Origin of the sequence: Bradyrhizobium sp. 190 (genome assembly GCF_023073415.1) — a bacterium.
GTDB lineage: Bacteria > Pseudomonadota > Alphaproteobacteria > Rhizobiales > Xanthobacteraceae > Bradyrhizobium.
The window spans coordinates 827,311-847,767 of sequence record NZ_JADPJL010000012.1 but is presented as its reverse complement, the minus strand read 5'-3'; the positions used below and the strand labels follow the sequence as shown (position 1 = coordinate 847,767).

Below are 20,457 nucleotides of genomic sequence, written 5' to 3'. Positions count from 1 at the left end.
GCGCGAATTCCCGCCGCAGGACCGGTAACCCGTTTTGCGGAACAAGCGCCAGATAGGTCATGATGCCTTCACACCGTTTTGCCGCCTCTCTCGTTGCAGCCTTCATCTCGACGTTCGCTTTCTCTGCCGGCAGCGCATTCGCCCAGACCACGGTTACGTCGGAACGTCCCGCCAGCTTCACCCTCGACAACGGCCTGCAGGTGGTGGTGATCCCGGATCACCGCACGCCCGTCGTCACGCAGATGATCTGGTACAAGGTCGGCTCCGCCGACGAGACACCGGGCAAATCGGGACTGGCGCACTTCCTCGAACATCTGATGTTCAAGGGGACGGCCAAACATCCCGCCGGTGAATTTTCCCAGACCGTGCTGCGGATCGGCGGCAACGAAAACGCCTTCACCTCGCTCGACTACACCGGCTATTTCCAGCGCGTGCCGCGCGAGCAGCTGGCGAAAATGATGGAGTTCGAGGCCGACCGCATGACCGGGCTCATCCTCAAGGATGAGAACGTGCTGCCCGAGCGCGACGTCGTGCTGGAAGAGTTCAACATGCGCGTCGCCAACAATCCGGACGCGCGGCTGACCGAACAGATCATGGCGGCGCTGTATCTCAACCATCCCTATGGCCGCCCGATCATCGGCTGGCGCCAGGAGATCGAGAAGCTCGACCGCGAGGATGCGCTGGCGTTCTACAAGCGCTTCTACGCGCCGAACAACGCGATCCTGGTGATCGCGGGCGACGTCGACGCCAAGGAAGTCCGCCCGATGGTGGAAAAGGCCTATGGCGGTATTCCCGCCCAGCCGGCGATATCAGCGCATCGCATCCGTCCGCAGGAGCCGGTGCCCGCCGCGCCGCGCACGGTGACGCTGTCCGATCCGCGCGTCGAACAGACCAGCCTGCGGCGCTATTATCTCGTCCCCTCCTCCGCGACGGCTGCGGCGGGCGAAGGCCCCGCGCTCGACGTGCTCGCGCAACTGATGGGCGGCGGCTCCAATTCCTATCTCTACCGCGCGCTGGTGATCGACCGTCCGCTCGCGATCAGCGCCGGCGCCGGATACCAGGGCACTTCGCTCGATCCCTCGCAGTTCTCGATCTCGGTTTCGCCAAAGCCCGGCGTGGAGTTTTCGCAGATCGAGCAGGCGATCGACGGCGTGATTGCGGACGTCATCCAGAATCCCGCCCGCGCCGAGGATCTCGAGCGGGTCAAGAATCAGTTGATTGCGGAGGCGATCTACGCCCAGGACAATCAGGCCACGCTGGCGCGCTGGTATGGCGGCGCACTGACGACCGGGCTTTCGATCGACGATATCAGGAGCTGGCCGGACCGGATTCGCGCCGTCACCACCGAACAGGTCCGTGACGCCGCGCAGAAATGGCTCGACAAGAACCGCTCGGTGACCGGCTATCTCATCAAGGATACGACGACCAAACGCGAGGAGAAGCGCTCGTGATCCGTTTTTCGATTGGCGCGCAGCGCCTCGCATCCGGCCTGATCGCCTGCGCTGTGCTGGTGTTGCTGGCGGCAACGCCGTCGCATGCCGCAGCAAAGATCCAGCGGCTGGTCTCGCCCGGAGGCATCGAGGCCTGGTTCGTGCAGGACGCCACCGTGCCGCTGATTGCGATGGAATATGCCTTCAGCGGTGGCGCCGGCCAGGACCCATCAGGCAAATCCGGCGTCGGCAATTTGGTCGCCGGCCTGCTCGACGAGGGTTCCGGCGAACTCGATTCGAAAACGTTTCACGAGCGCCTCGAGCGTCGCGCCATCGAGTTGAGCTTCTCGTCAACCCGCGATTACTTCCGCGGCTCGCTGCGCATGCTCAAGGATAACAAGGACGAGGCTTTCGGCCTGCTGCATCTGGCGCTGACCTCGCCGCGTTTCGACACCAGCGATGTCGAGCGCATTCGCGCACAGGTGCTCTCCGGATTGCGCCGCGACACCACCAACCCGACCTCGCTGGCGAGCCGCAAATTCCTCGAGGTCGCCTTCGGCGACCATCCCTATGGCCGGCAGGGCAACGGCACACTCGACAGCGTGCCGAAGATCGACATCGCCGATATGAAGGACTACGTCCGCCGCGTGATCGCCAAGGATACGCTTCGGATCGCCGTGGTCGGCGATGTCGATGCCGACACGCTCGGCAAGCTCCTGGACAAGACGTTCGGCGGATTGCCGGCCAAGGCCAGCCTGACGCCGGTGCCCGAGGTCGAGGCCACCAAACCGCCGCAGCGCGCATTCGTGCCGCTCGACGTGCCGCAGACCGTCGTGACGTTCGGCGGCCCCGGCATTCGCCGCCACGATCCGAATTTCATGGCCGCCTATGTCGTGAACCACATCCTCGGCGGCGGCGGATTGTCGTCGCGGCTCTACAAGGAAGTGCGCGAAAAGCGCGGCCTGGCCTATTCGGTCTATGAATCCCTGCTCTGGATGGATCGCTCCGCTTTGTTCATCGGCAACACCGGCACCCGTGCCGATCGCGCCGGCGAGACGGTCGACGCCATCGAAAAGGAAATCCAGCGAATTGCCGAGGAAGGTCCGACCCAGAAGGAGCTGGACGAGGCCAAGTCATACCTCAAGGGCTCGCAGATGCTGGCGCTCGATACCTCCTCGAAGCTCGCCCAGGCGCTGCTGCAATACCAGCTCGACAAGCTACCGATCGACTACATCGAAAAGCGCAACGCCATCGTCGACGCCGTGACGCTCGACGATGCCAAAAAGGCCGCGCAGAAGCTGTGGGGCCAGGGCCTGCTCACCGTCATCGTCGGCCGCGCCCCGCAGGCCGCCGCCCAGCCCGCCGCGGCGCCGCCAAAGGCGAACTAGAGCGCGGACGAGGGTTAACGCTTCGCGCTCCCGACAAGAGGACATTTGCTCGCTGAGAGAGGCCACACGGTCTCCTCGGGAGGGATGCTGCGGAGGACCTCGAAGTAGTCCCAGGGATACTTCGAGTCGGAAGGCTTCTTCACCCGGACGAGATACATTGTGCGCGTGATGCGGCCGTCCTCGCGGATAACAGCGTTTTCGGAGAAAACGTCCTCAATCGGAATGGTCCGCATCGCGGCCGCGACCTGTTCGGCATCGTCGGTGCCGGCGCGGGCGACGGCCTTGAGATAGTGGCGCACCGCTCCGTAGACGCCGGCATGCAGCATCGAAGGCATCATGCCGGTCCTGGTCATGAACTGCTTCGACCATGCGCGCGTCGCATCATTCATGTCCCAGTAGGATGACGTCGTCAGGTATGTGCCTTGCGCATCCTTGAGCCCGAGCGCGTGCACGTCCTGGAGAAACAGGATCAGTGCAGCGAGACTTTGCCCGCCCTGCACGAGCCCGAACTCGCCCGCTTGCCGCATCGCGGTGACGGTGTCGTTGCCAGCATTGGCGAGGCCAACGACCTTTGCGCCCGAGGCTTGCGCGCTTAGCAGGAATGACGAGAAGTCCGATGTGTTGAGCGGATGGCGCGCGGCGCCCAGCACCTTGCCGCCGGCCGCGGTGATCACCCCGGTCGCATCGTTCTGGAGCTGATGCCCGAATGCGTAGTCCGAAGCCAGAAAGAACCAGGACGCGCCCCCGTTCTTGACGACCGCGGAGGCGGTCCCGTGCGACACCGCATAGGTGTCATAGGTCCAGTGGAAGCCGTATGGCGAGCACTGCTCATTGGTCAATGCGGTCGCACCGGCGCCGGAATAGAGAACGATCCGCTTCTTCTCGCGCGCAAGGCCCTGGATCGCGAGCGCGACACCCGAATTCGGCACGTCCACGATCGTATCGACACCTTCGACATCGAACCAGCGTCGGGCGATCGCCGTGCCGATATCTGCCTTGTGCTGGTGATCCGCCGAGATGACCTCCACCGGCTTGCCGAGGACCTTGCCATCGATCTCCCGCACGGCCATCTCGGCGGCGACCAGTGACCCCTTGCCGGTGATGTCGGCGGTAACGCCCGCCATGTCGGTCAGGACGCCGACCCTGACGACATCGCCACTGATCTGGGCCTGAGCTGCGACCGGAAGTATCAGGGCGAGAAGCACACTGCCGAGGACATTCCATCTCATTGCTTGTTTCCTCCAATTGCGTGCGCATCGCGCGATGGCGTCAGCACCTGACCGCATCGAGCCAGGCAAGGATGATTGCGGCGAGATCATCGCTGTTGTCTTCGATCATCATCATGTGGCCGTTGCCGTTGATACCGCGGTCCGGCAGCCAGACGAATTCGGCGCCGAGATAGGCGGCGGTGCTCTCGTCGACCTCGCGCGGATGGCGCGGATCGCACTCCCCTGTCATGATCAGGATAGGCTTGCCGCGCAGGTTCTTCGGATCGCCGATCTTGAGCCCGCGACCGCCGATGTTGAAACGTTCATTCAGGATGCGGGGGCTCTCCGGCGCGATCGAAGAATAATAGCGTTCGAATGCGCCGCCTGGGAAACGCGGCGCGTTAGCCCAGGAGGCGGCTGCAAAATCGGCGCTCAGCCATACCGGCCTGTCCTCCGCCGCATAGACCGGGCGGCCGGCGCTTGCATCGTCTTGCAGCGCGAGGATGGCGGCCGGATCCTCGGGCAGATCCTTCAGCAGATTGCCCGGCGGGCCGGGTGCGATACCGACAACCGCGCTGACAAGATCGGGCCGCCGCTCCGTCATCCACCAGGCCATGGGGCCACCAGCGGAATGTACGACGAGCACGGCCGGGCCGATCTCCTCGAGCAGCGCGAGCAGCGACGTGGCGACATCAGCCGTTCCAAGCCGCGGGAAGTCCGGCCGCTGCGGCGAGCGGCCATGGCCCGGCCAGTCCGGCACGAACACGTCCCGGCCCGCGGCCGCGAAGCGTACGGCCCATCCGGCCCTCAGATCAGGCGTTGCCAGATAGCAGCTGCCTGTGTGGGCCGCGCCGTGCACCGCCACGATCGGAAGCTTGCCCGGCGCCCGGCGAGGCGACCGCACATGATCGACATAGATCGGATGCGTTTTCGTACCCGAGTAGAAGCATCGGGATTCCTGTCTATCCAACGCGTCCATGATCTTCCGCCGAGCCCGCACTCTATCTACCCGATCGTCCATGGCCGGCGTCGGCCGTCCCTGTGGATCGGCCGCGATTTAAGATGACCCCAACCGGAAAAGCAATTAGAAAGTCACATATGAGACCATTAAAGTCACAAATGAGACTATCCAAGAACGGCGCGTCCGCGCGAATGGCGCAGGAACGGGAGGCGAACGGGATCGCAGCCGTACGCGGCGGCACCGAGATCAAGATCGCCTACAAGATGGGCTATGTGCTGAACTTCTACCGGGAGCCGTCGTTTCGGAAGATCGAGATGGAGCTTGGCCTCACGCGGCCGGAGATCGTCACCCTGATTTTCCTGAATTTCCGCGAGGGCGTAACCGCGAGCGACATCTGCGAGTTCTCGGGTCACCTCAAGGCCAATATCAGCCGCGGGATCATTGCGCTGGAGAAGAAGAAGCTGTTGCGCCGCGATACCGACAGTACCGACAATCGTCGGCAGCAATTGTTCATGACGCCCGCCGGCCGGGCGCTTTACGCGAAATACATTCCGGCGCTCCGCGAGCGAGAGCAGGCGATGCTGGCCTGCCTGACGCGAACCGAGCGCAAGGAGTTCGAACGCCTCCTGGACAAGCTTGCAGACCATGTACCGCACTGGGCGGCCCTCGACGAACTGTGACGTCCCACGCAAAACCGCTATGGTGCTGCCGATTCTCCCTTCCCGGTGAACGCCATGCTGCGGGTTTCCCGCGACCTCACGATTGACGAAAACGACATCGAGATCGGCTTCGTCCGCGCCTCCGGCCCGGGCGGGCAGAACGTCAACAAGCTCGCTACCGCAGCCCAGCTCCGTTTCGACACGCGGAAGATCACGCTGCCGGAGGACGCAGCCCTGCGGCTGAACCGGATTGCCGGCCAGCGCATGACCAAGGATGGCGTGATCGTGATCCATGCCCAACGCTTCCGCACCCAGGAACGCAACCGCGCCGACGCCATCGACCGCCTGCTCGAAATGCTGCGCGAAGCCATGGTAAGGCCGATACCGCGGCGCGCCACCAAGCCGACCTTCGGCTCGAAGCAGCGAAGGCTCGAAGGCAAGAAGCGCCGCAGCGACGTCAAGGCGAAGCGCAACACCGCGCGCTTCGACGATTGAGGATCAGATTTATATTTTGACGCGTTTTCTAGACGCGAACTGGAATCCACTTCGCTGAAAAACGCTATGAGTCCCGGATCAGATATTCCCGGATCATCAATCGCGCGCGGTGAATGCGCGCCTTGACGCTTTCGCGCGTCAGGGCGAGAACTTTGGTGATCTCGTCGATCGACAGCTCCTCGATATCGCGCAGCAGGATCACCTCGCGATAATGATCGGGCAAGGACTGGATGGCGCGGGAAAGATCGATGCGAATGTCTTCGGGCGCGAGATGCACCAGACGCATTTCCGCATCGTCAGCCGAAGTATCCGCCATTCCAGCCGAACGATGCAGCAGGCGGAGGCAGGCGCGGCGGGCCACCGCAAACAGCCACGCCGAGAACGACGTCACCGCGCGCAGCGTTCCGACCCGCCGGTACAGCAGCAACAGCGTTTCCTGAACCGCATCGTCGATGTCAGCCGCCCGGCAATTGCGCGCGGCATAGCGGCGGATGTCCGGCTGGGCCGCCGCGATCAGCGACACCAGCGCATTGGCGTCGCCGCCCCGTGCGGCCTCGATCAGCAAGGGATCGCAGCGTCTCGCCAGCGCGGTCATGGCGAAGGAAGCCTTCGGCCGACCATGGCGCACATCGGGCAAAAGCCGAAGAAGCCGGTCAGAATCGCGACCGTGCCGGTGCCTGCGATCAGATAGCCGGCCATCGTGCCGGGCATGCTAAGCAGCCCGGGCATGCCGAAAAGCCCATAAGCGATCATCACAACGCCCCCGATCGTCCGCATCGCCCGCTCCCAGCCCGGCAAATTCTTGCGATAAAACATAACAGCTCCCTTTGATTCAGCGAGAGAACTTCACCGCGTTCTCATCCCATAGAGCCATCCAGCCGGCCTTTCGGTTCGCGGAGTTTGGGCCAAGGCAAAAAAAACTGCATAAAAAAACTCCGGCCGCCCATGGCGACCGGAGTTTGGAGAGCAACCCGGCGGAGGAGACGGGTGTTCTCCTGGCGCTTATCGGCTGGTTGCTGGAGGGGTAGCCGCCCCGCCCGTGGTCTTGGCAGCTCCGTGAGGCGCGCCGCTGCCGGCTCCGACCGTGCCCTTCATGCCGGTCTTCGCGCCGGCCTTTTGGCCGGTGGTGTCCTCGTCGATGCCGCCCGACGCGCCCCCCTGCATCTGGGTGGTGCCCTTTGCACCGCCGCGGATCTGCGTGTCGGATGAGGCGCCTTGCGCCAGTACCGGACCGGCAAGCAGGGCCGAGATTGCAACCGCGATCGCCGAGGTTTTCACTAGCTTCATCCAATTCTCCAGGTTTTTGTTGACGACGAACAGTTCGGCTTCGTCAGACACCGTTCACAACCCGAACATGCCCATCGCCGGATCAGTCGTTATCCGCGAACGGCGCGCCCGCCATGCAAGCCGCGCGATGTGGTGATCGTGCAGGGATTTCAGGGTCATTTTGCGAATCCTTGGCCACATGCGAACCGCATGTGCGGCGCTTCGGCAGCACCCGAAAAGTTCCGTAAAAAATATTTTGACCCGCATGTCCCCCGACCACGCCAGTCAGTTCGCGGCCGGTCAGCGGCCCGTCCCGCCTGGAGCCCAGCCGCTTTTGTTCTGTCGTGAAACAGCCCGCTACTACCACCGCCTATTTTCCGCGACCTACAGTCTTCGCACGCCAACGGTGAAGCACATGACGAAGCTGCGCACGATAGGGGCAACCGGGCCGGGATTTTGCGCCGCGCTGCTTGTCGTGACGATGGCCGGCGCACAGATGCCGCTGCCGGCCGCCAAGCCACCGGATGGGACGGCGCTGTTCAAGCAGCAATGCGCGACTTGCCATACCACCAACCTGTCTGACCCGACCCGCCAGGGGCCGTCGCTGTTCAAGATCGTCGGCAAGCCGGCGGGCAAGGCGGACGGCTTTCGCTATTCCGCCGGCTTCGCCGAGGCCAACTTCGTCTGGGACGACGCCAAGCTTGATGCCTATCTCGCCAATCCGCAGGCGATGGTCCCGGGCTCCAACATGGCCTACCGCCAGCCCAGAGCGGAGACCCGCACCGCCATCATCGCCTATCTGAAGGAGCTGAACTGAATGGCAAAGCCCGTTCACTCGATGATCCGCGTGTTCGACGAGGCGAAATCGCTGGACTTCTACGCACGTGCCTTCGGGCTCGAGGTAGCCGACCATCTCAAGTTTGCGGATTTCGCGTTGATCTATCTGCGTCATCCGTCCTCGCCGTTCGAAGTCGAACTGACCGTCAATTTCGATCGCAAGGAGCCCTACTCGCTGGGCGACGGCTACGGCCATCTTGCCGTCGTCGTCGACGATGTCGACGCCGAACATTCGAGGTTCGAACGCGAGAGACTGTCGCCCGGGCCGCTGCGCGACTTCAAGCATGACGGCAGGACACTCGCGCGCTTCTTCTTCGTCGCCGATCCCGATGGCTACAAGATCGAAGTGATTCAACGAGGTGGCCGCTTCGGTTAATCGCAATCAACAAGCATTTAATGGAGGACACAAATGAGAGAAGTCGATCGTCGAAGCAAATATGACCGTCGCGTCTTCCTGAAGGGCGCGGCCACGGCGGTGCCGGCCGTCGCGATCGCGACCAGCGCGGGCCTTACTGTCAGCGACGCCTGGGCCGACGACGCCACCACGTTGACGCCGGCGACGCTGAAGACGCTGGTGAAGGTCGCGCGCGACATCTATCCGCACGACTTCCTGGGCGACAGCTACTACATCGCCGCCATCAAACCGTGGGACGGCAAGGCGGCGAAAGATCCGGCCACCAAGGCGCTGATCAATGACGGCGTCGCGCGCCTGGATCAGGATGCCAACGATCGCCACAAGGTTCCCTATGCGCAAGTACAGTGGGAAACCGACCGCGTGGCGCTGTTGCAGCGCATCGAGCCGACCGCCTTCTTCCAGAAGGTTCGCGGTGACCTCGTCGTCTCCCTCTACAATCAGAAAGAGCTCTGGCCGAAGTTCGGCTACGAGGGCTCCTCCGCCGAGCACGGCGGCTACATCAAGCGCGGCTTCGCCGACATCGACTGGCTCCCGAAGGCTTAAAGCGCCACAGGCAACGAATAGTCAGGGAGGAATTCAACATGGCAAAATTCGATCTGAATGACAGCGGTGTGGTCGTGATCGTGGGCTCGGGCGCCGGCGGCGGAACGCTCGGCAATGAGCTTGCGCAGAAGGGCGTCAAGGTCGTGATCCTTGAAGCCGGCGCGCGCATCGAAATGCAGGATTTCGTCAACGATGAGTGGGAGAGCTTTACGCAGCTCGCCTGGTCGGACATGCGCACGACATCCGGAAGCTGGCGTGTCGCCAAGGACTTCGCCAATCTGCCGGCCTGGATCGTCAAGGCGGTCGGCGGCTCGACGACGCACTGGGCCGGCGCGTCGCTGCGCTTCGACGAGCACGAGTTCAAGGCCAAGACCACCTACGGCAGTATCCCGGGCGCCAATCTGCAGGACTGGCCGATCACGCTCGCCGAGATGGAGCCGTGGTACGCCAAGGCCGAAGACAAGATGGGCGTGACCCGAACCAACGGCATTGCGGGGCTGCCCGGCAACAACAATTTCAAGGTGATGGAAGCCGGCGCGAAGAAGCTCGGCTACAAGACCGTGCACACGGGCAACATGGCGATCAACAGCGACGCACGCGACGGGCGCGCGGCCTGCCAGCAGATCGGCTTCTGCTTCCAGGGCTGCAAGTCGGGTGCGAAATGGTCGACGCTCTATACAGAGATCCCCAGGGGCGAGGCGACCGGAAATCTCGAAGTGCGCCCCAACAGCATGGTGATCAAGATCGAGCACGACGCGTCCGGCAAGGTGACCGGCGTGGTCTATGCCGACCAGAGCGGCGCGATGCAGCGCCAGAAGGCGCGCGTGGTGGCGGTCGCGGGCAACTCGATCGAGAGCCCGCGGCTATTGCTCAACAGCGCCTCGACCGTGTTCCCGGACGGCCTTGCCAACTCGTCCGGGCAGGTCGGCCGCAACTACATGCGGCACATGACCGGCAGCGTGTACGCCGCGTTCGAGAAGTCGGTGCACATGTATCGCGGCACCACCATGGCCGGCATTATCAAAGACGAAGCCAAGAACGATCCCAAACGCGGCTTCGTCGGCGGCTATGAGATGGAGACGCTGTCGATCGGCGTCCCCTTCATGGCGGCGTTCCTGAACCCCGGCGCGTGGGGACGCTCCTTCACGTCAGCGATGGAGTCCTATCCGCGCATGGCCGGCATGTGGCTGGTCGGCGAGGACATGCCGCAGGAAACCAACCGCATCACGCTGGATCCGAAGGCCAAGGACAAGTTCGGCATGCCGGTCGCGAGCGTGCATTTCGACGATCATCCCAACGACGTCGCGATGCGCAATCACGCCTACAAGCAGGGGGCCGCCGTCTACGAGGCCGTGGGCGCCACCGTGACCTATCCGACGCCGCCCTACCCGAGCACGCACAACCTCGGCACTAACAGGATGAGCGAAAAGCCTGGGGATGGCGTGGTGAACAAGTTCGGCCAGACCCACGACGTCAAGAACCTGTTCATCTCCGACGGCAGCCAGTTCACCAGCGGCGCTGCCTGCAATCCGACGCTGACGATCGTCTCGCTGGCAATCCGGCAGGCGGACCACATCGCCGGTGCGATGCAGCGCAAGGAAATCTAATTCCCGCAAACGGAAGCGGCTCGGTCCGGGATGGACCGAGCCGCTTTTCCTTTAGATCGGACGGAAACTATTCGGCTGCATCGAGAATGGCAGGAACACTGCCACGAAATTCCGGCACGACAACAGCGCTCTTGGCGCGATAGATCAGGCAGGAGCAGCGCAACAGCGACGCAAAATTTTTGACCTCGCCGTGGTGGTCGAGGACCTCGTCGTGCAGCGTGGTAAGGAACTTTGCAAGGCTCATCCCCTCTTTCGCCGCGATCTCCTCCAGCGTGTCCCAGAACGATATTTCCAGCCGGATCGAGGTGGAATGGCCGCCCATCCGCAGCGACCGGGTCTGCGATTCATAGTCGCGTTGAGGCTGGTGCGCGAACAGATGGCACATGGCGTTCCTCCCCGTCAGATTATAACTTTTCTAAACGATATACCTGACCACGCGACCTCACAATCCCAACTCGCGGCGGCCCGCCGCGACGAAACTCAGCATCTTCAAGGCCATAGTCCATTTTCATCCCCAGCCGGGCAGTGTTTCGGCTTCTTCCCATGCATTTGCCACCCCTAGCGCCTACAATGGCGGTTCAGCCTCGAATCGACGCTCAAGCCCCCCGTCCCCATGCCCGTACGCCAGCTCCCCGAACAGGTCGTCAACCGCATCGCCGCCGGCGAGGTGGTCGAACGTCCCGCGAGCGTGGTCAAGGAACTGGTCGAAAATGCCATCGACGCCGGCGCCAGCCGGGTCGACATCTTCACCGATGGCGGCGGCCGGCGGCGGATCGGCATCACCGACGATGGCAGCGGCATGACCCATGGCGACCTAGCGCTCGCCGTCGATCGCCACGCCACCTCCAAGCTCGACGACGAGGATTTGTTGCTCATTCGCACGCTGGGCTTTCGCGGCGAGGCCCTGCCCTCGATCGGCGCGGTGGCGAAGCTCGGCATCACCACGCGCCGCGGCAGCGAGCCGCACGCCTGGTCGCTGTCGGTCGAAGGCGGCGCAAAATCGCAGATCATGCCGGCGGCGCTGTCGCAAGGCACCCGCGTCGAAGTCAGCGATCTCTTTTACGCAACGCCGGCCCGGTTGAAATTCCTCAAGACCGACCGTACCGAAGCCGAAGCGATCCGCGAAGTGGTGCGGCGGCTGGCGATGGCGCGGCCCGATATCGCCTTCACGCTCGCCGGCGAGGAGCGCGCGCCGGTGACCTGGGCCGCGGCACTGCCCGGCGCGGCGGGCCGGCTGACGCGGCTCGGCGATATCCTGGGCAGCGATTTCCGTTCAAGCGCGATCGAAGTGCGCGCTGAGCGCGAAGGCGTCATGGTCGAGGGTTTTGCCGCAGCCCCCTCGCTGACGCGGGCCAACGCGCTCGGACAATATCTCTTCGTCAACGGCCGTCCGGTGCGCGACAAGCTCATCCTCGGCGCGGTCCGCGCCGCTTATTCCGATTACCTGCCGCGCGACCGTCATCCTGTCGTAGCGCTGTTCGTGACACTGGAGCCGCAGGAGGTGGACGCCAACGTGCATCCCGCCAAGACCGAGGTGCGCTTCCGCAACGCCGGCCTCGTCCGCGCGCTGATCGTGCACGCGTTGAAGGACGGTCTCGCCCGCGAAGGCCGGCGCACCGCCGCCAATACCGACGGCGCGGCGCTGTCGGCATTCCGCCCGTCCTTTACGCCGCGCCCGACCAACTGGGACTGGCGGAGTTCGCCCGCATATCCGGTCAGGCCTTCGTTCGAAGGCGCCGCCGCTCCGGCTTTTGCCGAGGTGGGACAGGCCGCGTTCGACGTCGGCACACCTACTGCCGACGTGCGCTTCGAAGTGCATCCCTCGCCCGATCTGCTCGACCGCCCGCTCGGTGCGGCTCGCACGCAGATCCACGAGACCTATATCGTCTCGCAGACCCGCGACGGCCTCATCGTCGTGGACCAGCACGCCGCCCATGAGCGCATCGTCTATGAGAAGCTGAAGGCGTCGCTGGCGAAGAATGGCGTGCAGCGGCAGATCCTGCTGATCCCCGAGATCGTCGAACTCGATGAGGCGACTGTCGAAAGACTGCTCTCGCGCGCCGACGAACTGGCATCGTTTGGATTGGCGATCGAATCCTTTGGCCCCGGCGCAGTGGCGGTGCGCGAGACGCCGTCGCTGCTCGGCAAGACCAATGCGGCGGCGCTGCTCCGCGATCTCGCCGAGCACATGGCTGAATGGGACGAGGCGCTGCCTCTGGAGCGGCGTTTGATGCATGTCGCGGCCACCATGGCCTGCCACGGCTCAGTCCGCGCCGGCCGCCGCCTCAAGCCGGAGGAGATGAACGCGCTTCTGCGCGAGATGGAAGACACACCGAATTCCGGCCAGTGCAACCACGGCCGGCCGACCTATGTGGAATTGAAGCTGAGCGATATCGAGAAGCTGTTCGGGCGGCGGTAACGAATCGTAGGGTGGGCAAAGGAGCGTTAGCGACGTGCCCACCATCTCCTCGGAAATACTTGGTGAGAATGGTGGGCACGCTTCGCTTTGCCCACCCTACAGACCTCGCAAAAACACGAACTCCGTATCGTCATACGCGCGCCGCTCCAGCTCCTCGAAACCATCGGGCGCCGCAAACGCCGCAGCCTTCGCCTCCTCCACCACCAGCAGCGCCCCCGGCGTCAGCCAGCCCCCATCGCGCAACGAGGCCAGCGCCTTGTCGGCCAGACCCTTGCCGTAAGGCGGATCGAGAAAGGCCAGCGAGAACGGCTCCATCGGATGTGCCGGACCGAGATTGGTGGCATCGCGGCGATAAACCTTTGTCACGCCGCCCAGGCCCAGCGCCTCGACATTGTTGCGCAACAGCGCGCGCGCCTCGGCGCCATTGTCGACGAACAGCGTGAAGCCGGCGCCGCGCGATACCGCTTCTATGCCGAGCGCGCCGGTACCGGCGAACAAGTCGAGCACGCGCGCGCCTTCGATCGGGTGGTCATAGGCATGGATCAGGATGTTGAACACGGACTCCCGCAACCGATCCGCCGTCGGGCGGATCGCCTGCGAGGACGGCGCGGCCAGATTACGACCCTTCAATCGTCCGCCGACGACACGCATCGCCCAACTACTCGTCCTGCGGCTTCAGATCGCGCTTGCCGTGGTAGCCGCGCCGGGGGCGGCGTGGCGGGCCGTAGCCGCTGGCCTCGTCCTCGTTGCGGGCGCGGGCCTCCTCGCTGCCGGTGCGCTGCACCAGCACGCGGCGGCCTTTGCGGTCGGCGATCAGCGCGCTTTTCCCTGCCGGCTTGAACGGCTTCTTGCCGCGCGGCGCGTCAGTCTCTTCGTCGTCGGACTTTTCGCCCGGCATCGGCCGGTTGAAATCGGCACCGGCGAGCGTTGCGATCTTCTCGCCGAGCTGCTCGCGCAGCACGCGGGTCTTGACCTCCTCGACCTGTCCCTCGGCGAGTTCGCCAAGCTGGAACGGCCCGTAGGACACGCGGATCAGCCGGTTCACCTCGAGCCCGAGATGCGCCATGACGTTGCGGACCTCACGGTTCTTGCCTTCGCGGATTGCAAACACCAGCCAGACATTGGCGCCCTGGTCGCGCTCCAGCGTCGCATCGATCGAACCGTATTTGACGCCGTCGACCTCGACGCCCTTCTTGAGTTCGTCGAGTTGCGCCTGCGTGACCTCGCCATGGGCGCGGACGCGATAGCGCCGCAGCCAGCCGGTGTCGGGCAGTTCGAGCGCGCGTGCCAGCCCGCCGTCATTGGTCAGCAGTAATAGCCCCTCGGTATTGAAATCGAGCCGGCCGATCGAGATCAGCCGCGGCAGGCCTTCCGGCAGATTGTCGAATACTGTCGGCCGCCCCTCGGGGTCGGCATGCGTGGTCATCAGGCCGCGCGGCTTGTGATACATGAACAGCCGCGTGCGCTCGCGCGGCGGCAGCACCTTGCCGTCGACGGCGATGGTGTCATTGGCGGTGACGTCGAGCGCGGGTGAATTGATCACGCGGCCGTTGACGGTGACGCGGCCCTGCGTGATCCATTCCTCGGCATCGCGGCGCGAGGCGAGGCCAGCGCGGGAAACCACCTTGGCGATGCGTTCACCGGATTTCTTGACGCGCGGCGGCTGCGGCGCGCGCCTGTCGAATTCAGGTGGGCGCTCGCGATAAGCGCCACGGCCGCCGAACGCCGGACGTTTTGCAAAAATCTTGCTGTCGTCCTCGTTCTCGCGGCGCGGCCGATCGTCTCCCGCTTCACTGCGCGGATGCTCCTGCCAGTCGGTGCGACCTTCCGGCCTTTGGCGAGGACGATCGAATTTCGGGCGATCCTCGCGGGGTCGATCGAATTTCGGCCGCTCACGAAATGGACGATCACCCGCCGGGCGATCCTCGCGCGAACGCGAAAAGCGCGGACGCTCCTCGCCGCCGCGATCCTCGCGCTTCTGCCACGGCTTTGAATCGCCGCGGTCGGCGCCAAAACTCTTGCGAGGTCCGCGATCAGGCGCACCGCGCGAGAACTTCTTGTCACCGCCAAACTTTCGCTCCGGACGATCGCCGCGGGGACGATCGCCATCGCGCGACGGCCGCGCGCTGAAGGGACGATCGCCACGCGGACGGTCGCCGTCTTTGCGAAAACCTTCGCCACGCGGTGTGTAAGGCCGCTTCTCGCCGCCACCTCGCGGGGTGTAGGGCTTCTTGTCGCCAAATTTCCTGTCGGAAAAACGTCCAGCCGGACGTGCATCGTCGCGATCCCGGCGTGGCGGACGGTCGTCGCGATTGAAATTCGGACGGTCACCGCGCGGCTTGAATGAACGCTTCTCGCCGCCGTCATCGCGCGGGCGAAAATCCTTACGCGGTCCGCGATCCCCGGAGTCGCGCTTGCGATCTCCGAAATCGCCACGCGGACGGTCATCGCGGCTGAAGCGCTGCGGCCGGTCGACAAAGTCCCGGCGCGGCGGACGATCATCGCCATCGCGCTTGCCGGCGTAAGGTTTTCCACCGCCGGAATAAGGCTTCTTGCCAAACGACTTCGTGCCGTCGGACTTCCCGGCATAGGGACGCCGCTCGCCGTCGCCTTCACCCTTGCCGGCAAAACCGCGCTTGGCGAACTTCTTCTCAGGCCCCCTCGCCGCCCCGGAGCGGCCCTTGCCGCTGCCGGGCCGGTCACGCCGGCCGCGGGAATCGTTGTTTTTGTCGTTATCGCGGGGCATGAATGGTCTCTCGGGTGCAGGTAAAATGGCTATCAGGCGGATGCGGATGGGCTGTCAAAGCGGTAACGCGCGCGCGCTTCGCTCAAGGCGCATTCTCACGCAAAACCGGCATCCACGTTTGCTGAAGGCGCAGCTAGTAGCAGGTTTCTTCCGATGATACGAGGCATGACTGTCCCTTCTTTCATGGATTTGGCACTGAAAACGGCCGAAAACGCCGGAAAAGCCGGGGAAGTTCCGATCGGATGCGTGATCGTGAGGGGTTACGAGGTGATCGCTACCGCCGGCAACCGGACGCTGACCGACCGCGATCCAACCGCCCATGCCGAAATCCTGGCGATCCGGCAGGCGGCGGAGGCCATCGGGACCGAGCGGCTGGTCGATTGCGACCTCTACGTCACCCTGGAGCCTTGCACCATGTGCGCCGGCGCGATTTCGTTCGCCCGGATCCGGCGGCTCTATTACGGCGCGGCCGATCCCAAGGGCGGCGCGGTGGATTCCGGCGTGCGGTTCTTTGCGCAGCCGACCTGCCACCACGTGCCGGAGGTTTATTCGGCGGTCGGGGAGACAGAGGCGGCGACGCTGCTCAAGGAGTTTTTCAAGGTGCGGCGGTGATCGGCCTGTAGCCCGGATGGAGCGCAGCGCAATCCGGGGAATATCGTGGACACTGTCCCGGATTGCGCTTCGCTCCATCCGGGTTACGAAATCACTCTGCGGTAAAAAACTCCCGCAACAACTTCGCCGTCACATCCGGATTCTCCTCGGTGAGAAAATGCCCGGAATCCACCGGCGCTCCCCTGACATTCGTCGCCCATTTCTTCCACGTATCGAGCGGCGTCGCAGCAGCGCTTGCAACACCGGCATCGCCCCACAGCGCCAGCATCGGGATCGTGATCTTTTTACCGGCATCGAAATCCGCCTTGTCGATCTCGTAATCGGCATAGGCGCCGGCGCGGTAATCCTCGCACATCGCATGCACGCGGGCGGGATCGCGGAATGGCGCCAGATAATGTTCCAGCGCGCGCGGATCGATGGCGTCGAGCGTCTTCGATTTGGTCTGGCTCGCCATCTTCCACTTGAGAAAGAACTCTCCATTGCTTGCGACGAGCGTCTCCGGCAACGGATAAGGCTGCGCCAGAAACGCCCAATGGTAGATCTTCAACGCGGAGAGCCGGTTCAGCTTTTCCCAATAATCATAGGTCGGCGCGATATCCAGCACGGCTAGCTTCGACAACCGGCCGGGATGATCGAGCGCCAGCCGATACGACACCCGCCCGCCACGGTCGTGACCGGCGAGCGCGAAATGCACATGGCCGAGTTGCTCCATCGCCTCCACCATGACCTTCGCCATCGCGCGCTTGGTGTAGGGCGTGTGGTTCCCGTCGCTGCGCGGCATGTCAGACCAGCCATAGCCCGGCAGGTCGGCGATGATCAGCGTGAATCTGTCCGCCAGTTGCGGCGCAACCGGGTGCCACATCACATGCGTGGACGAGAATCCGTGCAGCAGCAACAGCGGCGGACCCTTGCCGCCAACGCGGGCAAAGATGCGGCCCGACGAGGTATTGATCCATTCGGAGGCGTATCCGGGAAACAGATCGGCAAGATCGGGCATGGGCGCGCTCCCTCGTGGGCTGCTTCTATTGCTTCAAACTTTGTTTGCCGTTGCCGCTGGCAGGCCGCAGGTTTATGCCATTCCTCAAGCCCGACCAACAGGAACAAGAACCGAGGAAACCGTCAGATGTCGATCGATTTCGAAATCCCGGCCGAAGCCAAGGCGATCCGCGAAAAAGTCCGCCAATGGGTGCACGACGAATGCATCCCCGCGGAGAAGGAACTCGATACCAAGCCGCTCGCCGAAGTGCTGGGTCCGCTGCGGGCCAAGGCCCGCGCGCGCGGCCTGTGGTGCCCGTGGGTGCCGAAGGAATATGGCGGCATGGGCCTCGGTCCGCTGGCGAACGCGCTGGTGCAGATGGAGCTCGGCGAGAGCATGCTCGGCGCGCTCTCGATGAACACGCAGGGGCCCGACGACGCCTCGATGATGACAATCCTCGCCCACGGCACGGAATATCAGAAGGAGAAGTTCCTTAAACCCCTGCTCAACGGCGACAAACGGATCTGCTTCTCGATGACCGAGAAAGCGGCCGGCGCCGACGCCACCGGCATGCAGACCACGGCGGTGAAGGACGGCAACGAGAATTACGTCCTGAACGGCGAGAAGTGGTTTTCCTCCTCCGCCAGCGTGGCCGATATGGCGCTGGTGATGGCCAAGACCGATCCGAACGCGCCGCGGCACAAGCAATATTCCACCTTCCTCGTCGAGTTGCCGAACCCCGGCTACAAGATCAAGCGCAACGTCGCCAACATGGCAATCGAGGGACCGCATGACGAGGTGATCCACGGCGGTCACTCCGAAATCGAGATCAGGGACCTGAAGGTGCCGGCCGACAATCTCGTCGGCGGCGAAGGCAACGGCTTTGCGATGGGTCAGCACCGCCTCGCCTATGGCCGCCTCCGCCACGGCATGCACAACGTCGCCAAGGCGCAACGCGCGCTCGACATGGCGGTCGCCCACATCACCAAGCGCTCGACCTTCGGCCAGTTGCTCTCCGACCGGCAAGCCGTCCAGTTCATGCTCGCAGACTGTGCCGAGCAGCTCTACATCGGCCGCCTGATGCTGCTGCACATCGCCTACAAGGCGGAAAAGGGCCTCGATATCCGGCAGGAAAACTCGATCGCCAAGATCTTCCACGCACACATGGTGCACAAGGTAATCGACACCGCGATACAGCTCCACGGCGCGCTCGGCTTCAGCCAGGATACGCCGCTCGCCAAATGGTACACGCAGGTGCGCGCACAGCGACTGGTCGACGGCCCGGACGAGGTGCACAAGTGGAAGATCGGCAAGAACGTCATCAAGGCGTTCCGCGAGCACGGCACGACGGCGAGCGCGGTGGGCGGCGATTTGCTCTGACGACTACGTAGGGTGGGAAAAGGCGCGAAGCGCCGTGCCCACCATTGCGGACCGAGATCGTTGTGGTGGGCACGCTTCGCTTTGCCCACCCTACGCGACTGCCCTAGCCCCTCGCCCTCTCCTGCTCCACCGCTTGCCAGGCGATATCACGGCGGCAGAAACCATCAGGCCATTGGATGCAATCAACTGCCTGATAGGCTAGCTGCTGCGCCTCCAGCACCGTCTTTCCCATTGCGCAGACATTCAGCACGCGCCCGCCATTGGCGAGAATGGCGCCGTCCTTCGCCACCGTGCCGGCGTGGAAGATCTCGACGCCCTCGATCTTGGCCGCGTCATCGAGGCCCTCGATGCGCGTGCCCTTCTTGTAATCGCCGGGATAACCCTTCGCCGCCATCACCACCGTCAGTGCCGGATCGGGGAACCAGCGCAGGTCGAAATGCTTCAGTTCTCCGTCGCAGGCCGCCAGAAACGCCGGCACGATGTCGGACATCATCCGCAGCATCAGCACCTGGCACTCGGGATCACCGAAACGGACATTGTATTCGAAAAGCTTCGGCCCCTGCTCGGTCAGCATCACGCCCGCATAAAGCACGCCGCGGAACGGCGTGCCGCGCTGCTTCATGCCCGTAACCGTCGGCAGGATGATCCGCGCCATGATCTGGTCGTGAATTTCTGAAGTCACGAACGGCGTCGGCGAATAGGCGCCCATGCCGCCGGTGTTCGGTCCCTCGTCGTGATCGAACACGCGCTTGTGGTCTTGGGCGGAGGCAAGCGGGATCGCGGTTTCGCCGTCGCACAGCGCGAAGAAGCTGATCTCGCGGCCAGAGAGGAATTCCTCAATCACGACTTCAGTGCCGGCCGAACCGAACGCGCCGTCGAACATCATGGCGATGGCGGCTTCCGCCTCGGCCAGTGTTTTCGCAACGACGACGCCCTTGCCGGCGGCAAGGCCGTCAGCCTTGACCACGATCGGCGCGCCCTGCTTGCGGACATAAGCCAGCGCATCATCAGCCGTCGTGAAGCGGCCATAGGCGCCGGTCGGAATGTTGAATTCGGTGCAGAGCGCCTTGGTAAACCCCTTGGATCCCTCGAGCTGCGCCGCCTGCTTGCCCGGTCCGAACGCCTTGATGCCGGCCGCCGCGAGCTCGTCGACGATCCCGGCCGCCAGTGGCGTTTCCGGGCCGACCACCACAAGATCGACAGCGTTGCTTTTGCAGAACTCGATCACCGCGGAATGATTGGCAATATCAAGCGCGATGCATTCCGCCTCCCTGGCGATCCCGGCATTGCCGGGCGCACACCACAGCTTGGTGAGCAGCGGGGAAGCGGCGATCTTCCATGCGAGAGCGTGTTCGCGGCCGCCGGAACCGAGCAGGAGGATGTTCATGGGGAGTGCAGCCAAATGGAGGGTTGCCGGCTATTGCGCGACGGTTTAGCACGACAGGAGCGAGCCGCAACAACGTGTCTATTCCTGTGTGGATATGTGCCCCGACCCCCCCGTCACGGCCTCAGCAC

21 protein-coding genes are annotated in these 20,457 nt (G+C 63.9%); 11 read left to right on the top strand and 10 right to left on the bottom strand.

Annotation, left to right across the window (positions count from 1 at the left end; translation table 11 throughout):
* Window positions 1-59: 59 nt before the first annotated feature.
* Both IVB22_RS13130 and IVB22_RS13125 read left to right on the top strand, forming a co-directional pair.
* The gene (locus tag IVB22_RS13130) at window positions 60-1,451 is read left to right on the top strand and encodes a M16 family metallopeptidase (protein WP_374207509.1); all 1,392 of its coding nucleotides are present in this window, start codon (window positions 60-62) and stop codon (window positions 1,449-1,451) included.
* Window positions 1,448-2,818, top strand: coding sequence for a M16 family metallopeptidase (locus IVB22_RS13125; RefSeq protein WP_374207508.1), 1,371 nt, complete (start codon window positions 1,448-1,450; stop codon window positions 2,816-2,818). Before IVB22_RS13130 ends, IVB22_RS13125 begins: the two co-directional genes overlap by 4 nt.
* A gap of 14 nt (window positions 2,819-2,832) precedes the next feature.
* On the opposite strand, the gene IVB22_RS13120 is transcribed toward IVB22_RS13125, so the two are convergent.
* Window positions 2,833-4,047 (bottom strand): ABC transporter substrate-binding protein, encoded by a 1,215-nt coding sequence (locus IVB22_RS13120; RefSeq protein WP_247517720.1) that lies wholly within the window; start codon window positions 4,045-4,047, stop codon window positions 2,833-2,835.
* A gap of 40 nt (window positions 4,048-4,087) precedes the next feature.
* The gene (locus IVB22_RS13115) at window positions 4,088-5,005 is read right to left on the bottom strand and encodes an alpha/beta fold hydrolase (protein WP_247517719.1); all 918 of its coding nucleotides are present in this window, start codon (window positions 5,003-5,005) and stop codon (window positions 4,088-4,090) included.
* A gap of 140 nt (window positions 5,006-5,145) precedes the next feature.
* Here IVB22_RS13115 and IVB22_RS13110 point away from each other — a divergent pair, with 140 nt between their 5' ends.
* On the top strand, window positions 5,146-5,667 hold the full coding sequence (locus IVB22_RS13110) for a MarR family winged helix-turn-helix transcriptional regulator (protein ID WP_247517718.1): 522 nt from the start codon (window positions 5,146-5,148) through the stop codon (window positions 5,665-5,667).
* A gap of 54 nt (window positions 5,668-5,721) precedes the next feature.
* On the top strand, window positions 5,722-6,141 hold the full coding sequence (gene arfB, locus IVB22_RS13105; RefSeq protein ID WP_214487842.1) for an alternative ribosome rescue aminoacyl-tRNA hydrolase ArfB: 420 nt from the start codon (window positions 5,722-5,724) through the stop codon (window positions 6,139-6,141).
* A 64-nt stretch (window positions 6,142-6,205) separates the two neighbouring features.
* Here the strand turns inward: arfB and IVB22_RS13100 are convergent, their stop codons facing one another.
* The 3 genes from IVB22_RS13100 to IVB22_RS13090 all read right to left on the bottom strand — a co-directional run bounded on the left by IVB22_RS13100 (window position 6,206) and on the right by IVB22_RS13090 (window position 7,428).
* The gene (locus IVB22_RS13100; RefSeq protein ID WP_247517717.1) at window positions 6,206-6,736 is read right to left on the bottom strand and encodes an RNA polymerase sigma factor; all 531 of its coding nucleotides are present in this window, start codon (window positions 6,734-6,736) and stop codon (window positions 6,206-6,208) included.
* Entirely contained in the window at window positions 6,733-6,957 is a 225-nt protein-coding gene (locus IVB22_RS13095; protein WP_247517716.1) for a DUF2892 domain-containing protein, read from the bottom strand. Before IVB22_RS13095 ends, IVB22_RS13100 begins: the two co-directional genes overlap by 4 nt.
* Before the next feature lie 186 nt (window positions 6,958-7,143).
* Window positions 7,144-7,428 (bottom strand): hypothetical protein, encoded by a 285-nt coding sequence (locus IVB22_RS13090; protein ID WP_247517715.1) that lies wholly within the window; start codon window positions 7,426-7,428, stop codon window positions 7,144-7,146.
* A gap of 460 nt (window positions 7,429-7,888) precedes the next feature.
* Between IVB22_RS13090 and IVB22_RS13085 the strand changes: the two genes are divergently transcribed.
* The 4 genes from IVB22_RS13085 to IVB22_RS13070 are packed head-to-tail and all read left to right on the top strand — an operon-like array spanning window position 7,889 to window position 10,809.
* Window positions 7,889-8,224: a cytochrome c family protein gene (locus IVB22_RS13085; protein WP_374207526.1), complete on the top strand. Its 336-nt coding sequence runs from the start codon at window positions 7,889-7,891 to the stop codon at window positions 8,222-8,224.
* Window positions 8,225-8,620, top strand: a complete 396-nt coding sequence (locus IVB22_RS13080; RefSeq protein WP_247517713.1) for a VOC family protein — start codon at window positions 8,225-8,227, stop codon at window positions 8,618-8,620.
* Window positions 8,621-8,653: 33 nt separating this feature from the next.
* Window positions 8,654-9,202: a gluconate 2-dehydrogenase subunit 3 family protein gene (locus tag IVB22_RS13075; protein WP_247517712.1), complete on the top strand. Its 549-nt coding sequence runs from the start codon at window positions 8,654-8,656 to the stop codon at window positions 9,200-9,202.
* A 38-nt stretch (window positions 9,203-9,240) separates the two neighbouring features.
* A complete protein-coding gene (locus tag IVB22_RS13070) occupies window positions 9,241-10,809 on the top strand; it encodes a GMC family oxidoreductase (RefSeq protein ID WP_247517711.1) in 1,569 nt (522 codons plus the stop codon).
* 67 nt (window positions 10,810-10,876) lie between these two features.
* Here the strand turns inward: IVB22_RS13070 and IVB22_RS13065 are convergent, their stop codons facing one another.
* The gene (locus tag IVB22_RS13065; protein ID WP_247517710.1) at window positions 10,877-11,194 is read right to left on the bottom strand and encodes a ribbon-helix-helix domain-containing protein; all 318 of its coding nucleotides are present in this window, start codon (window positions 11,192-11,194) and stop codon (window positions 10,877-10,879) included.
* A 228-nt stretch (window positions 11,195-11,422) separates the two neighbouring features.
* Between IVB22_RS13065 and mutL the strand changes: the two genes are divergently transcribed.
* Entirely contained in the window at window positions 11,423-13,228 is a 1,806-nt protein-coding gene (gene mutL, locus IVB22_RS13060; RefSeq protein WP_247517709.1) for a DNA mismatch repair endonuclease MutL, read from the top strand.
* Between the two features lie 96 nt (window positions 13,229-13,324).
* Here mutL and rsmD read toward each other — a convergent pair whose 3' ends face one another.
* Both rsmD and IVB22_RS13050 read right to left on the bottom strand, forming a co-directional pair.
* On the bottom strand, window positions 13,325-13,879 hold the full coding sequence (rsmD, locus tag IVB22_RS13055) for a 16S rRNA (guanine(966)-N(2))-methyltransferase RsmD (protein WP_247517708.1): 555 nt from the start codon (window positions 13,877-13,879) through the stop codon (window positions 13,325-13,327).
* A gap of 7 nt (window positions 13,880-13,886) precedes the next feature.
* Window positions 13,887-15,974: a pseudouridine synthase gene (locus IVB22_RS13050; protein WP_247517707.1), complete on the bottom strand. Its 2,088-nt coding sequence runs from the start codon at window positions 15,972-15,974 to the stop codon at window positions 13,887-13,889.
* 165 nt (window positions 15,975-16,139) lie between these two features.
* On the opposite strand from IVB22_RS13050, the gene IVB22_RS13045 reads away from it, so the two are divergent.
* A complete protein-coding gene (locus tag IVB22_RS13045; RefSeq protein ID WP_247517706.1) occupies window positions 16,140-16,586 on the top strand; it encodes a nucleoside deaminase in 447 nt (148 codons plus the stop codon).
* 91 nt (window positions 16,587-16,677) lie between these two features.
* Here the strand turns inward: IVB22_RS13045 and IVB22_RS13040 are convergent, their stop codons facing one another.
* Complete coding sequence (locus IVB22_RS13040) at window positions 16,678-17,583, bottom strand: alpha/beta fold hydrolase (protein ID WP_247517705.1); 906 nt, start codon at window positions 17,581-17,583, stop codon at window positions 16,678-16,680.
* A 126-nt stretch (window positions 17,584-17,709) separates the two neighbouring features.
* Here IVB22_RS13040 and IVB22_RS13035 point away from each other — a divergent pair, with 126 nt between their 5' ends.
* Window positions 17,710-18,942, top strand: coding sequence for an acyl-CoA dehydrogenase family protein (locus IVB22_RS13035; protein WP_247517704.1), 1,233 nt, complete (start codon window positions 17,710-17,712; stop codon window positions 18,940-18,942).
* 103 nt (window positions 18,943-19,045) lie between these two features.
* Here the strand turns inward: IVB22_RS13035 and purD are convergent, their stop codons facing one another.
* The gene (purD, locus tag IVB22_RS13030) at window positions 19,046-20,329 is read right to left on the bottom strand and encodes a phosphoribosylamine--glycine ligase (protein WP_247517703.1); all 1,284 of its coding nucleotides are present in this window, start codon (window positions 20,327-20,329) and stop codon (window positions 19,046-19,048) included.
* Window positions 20,330-20,457 lie beyond the last annotated feature (128 nt).